Annotated in this window: 1 protein-coding gene and 1 pseudogene; both read right to left on the reverse strand. The window is 69.9% G+C overall.

Going from position 1 to position 1843, the window contains the following annotated elements; genetic code table 11:
• Positions 1-119: 119 nt before the first annotated feature.
• Complete coding sequence (locus tag ENN83_RS12760) at positions 120-1517, reverse strand: heme biosynthesis protein HemY (protein ID WP_287187550.1); 1398 nt, start codon at positions 1515-1517, stop codon at positions 120-122.
• Positions 1518-1530: 13 nt separating this feature from the next.
• Positions 1531-1843: pseudogene (locus ENN83_RS12765) on the reverse strand (hypothetical protein); the annotation flags it as partial.

The raw sequence follows: 1843 nt of genomic DNA on the forward strand, positions 1-1843 counted from the left end.
CGAGATGCGCTGACAGCCTCTGCAGCGCCATCGCATCCGCACTGACTGCCTTCAACCCGAAGGAATGTGCGCGCTATCTCCGGCACGCAGGATATGCTTCAACTTGATCGGAAACAACTCTAGCCCGCAGACCCGCCCTTGGCCCCGCCGACCAGCAGGGGCAGCATGTCCGTCGCGCCGGGCAGGGCGATCTGGGGCGCGGGGGCGCGTTTCCAGGCCAGCGTGTCGAAGCCGTGGCAGCGGGTGCAGACCGGCGACCAGGTTTCATGCGCAGCGCCGCAGCTGTCGCAGACCCATTGCGACCCGCGCGGCGCGCTGAGGGCGCGGGTGAGGTAGCCGCGCACCACGCTGTCATCGGCGCCCATACCGCGCTCGATCGCGGCCATCAGGGTCAGCGCGCGCGCGGTGGGGTCGGTCTCGACCAGATCGCCCAGCGCCTTGCGGGCGGCGGGGAAATCCTCGGCGGCGATGTGCAGTTCGGCCATCAGCATGCGGGTTTCGGGCTCGTCTGGCTTGCCCGCGACAAGGGTCTCGAACCGGGCCACCCGCTCGGCCGGGGTTTCGTCGGGCTGAAGCTCGGCGAAGGCGGCGGCGAGGTCGGGATGGGGCTGGATATCCCAGGCGCGTTTCAGGACCTTGAGCGCCTGTTTCGGCTTGTCCTGCTGGTCCAGCGCACGGGCGGCCAGCGCCGCGGCGGGGATCAGGTCGGGCGACAGCCGGTTCGCCTCGATCACCATGTCGCGCGCCCGCGGCTCCTCGCCATCGACCATGAGGTCGCGCGCCTCGCACAGTGCGAGGATCGCATCGCGCCGCTTGTGGACGTCGCGGGGCAGCGAGCCATGGCGCAGCTTGGCGTTCAGGGTCTGGCGCGCACCCTTCCAGTCCTCGGCCCGGGCCTGCAGCTGCAACAGCGTGTCCTGGGTTTCCTCATGCCGGGGTTTCAGCGCAAACGCCTTTTCGGCCAGCTTCATCGCGGTGTCGGTGTCGCCCTCGGACAGTTTCTGCTTCATCAGCCCGCGGATGCCGACGAAGCGGGTCCGGTCGTCCTGCAGGAGCTTCTTGTAGATTTCGGTGGCGCGCGTGCGGTCGCCGGACATCTCGGCGGCCTGTGCGGACAGGAGGTTGGTCAGTTCCGGCCGACGCAGGTAGCGTTCGGCCTTGGCGGCATTCGACATCGCCAGCCGGGATTCGCCCGAGGCCAGCGCCAGCATGCCATCCGCCAGCGCCTGGAAGCCGCGGCGTTCGCGCGAACGGTTGAAATAGCGCGAGATCGCGGTTTCGTCGCCGTTCAGAAAGCGCAGGAGCGCGACCAGAAAGCCCGCCAGCTTGAGCAACAGCCACACCGCGGCCACCAGCGCCAGCGCGAGGATCACCGCCTGCAGCGGGCCGAGGGCGAATTCGATATCGGCCACCGCGATGTGCAGGCCGGGGGCGTTTTCCATCAGGATGCCGGCGCCATAGGTCAGGCCCGCGACGATCGCGACGAAGATGAGGATCTTGAGAATAGACCAGAGCATGTGTCGCGCGTCCTTACTGGTTCAGGCTTTGCTCGAGCGCGCGGGCGGCCTCGAGGGCATCGGCGCGATCCGCGGCGGCGGCGATCCAGCCCGACATCTCGTCGCGGGCGGGGTCCGGCAGGGCATCAAGCTCGGTCAGCGCAGCGCGCAGGTCGCCACCGCGCAGCGCCGCCTCGGCCCGTGAAAGGACGGCATCGGCGTCGTCCCCCTCGCGGGGCGCGAGCGAGCGCAGGCCAAGCTGGCTGCGCAGGAAGGCCTTGACGCGGTCGCCCGCACTGCCCGCGGCCTCGACCCGCAGCGCCGCGTCCAGCGCCGCGCGCGCGGCG

The organism is Rhodovulum sp. (assembly GCF_011048875.1).
GTDB classification, from domain to species: domain Bacteria; phylum Pseudomonadota; class Alphaproteobacteria; order Rhodobacterales; family Rhodobacteraceae; genus Rhodovulum; species Rhodovulum tesquicola.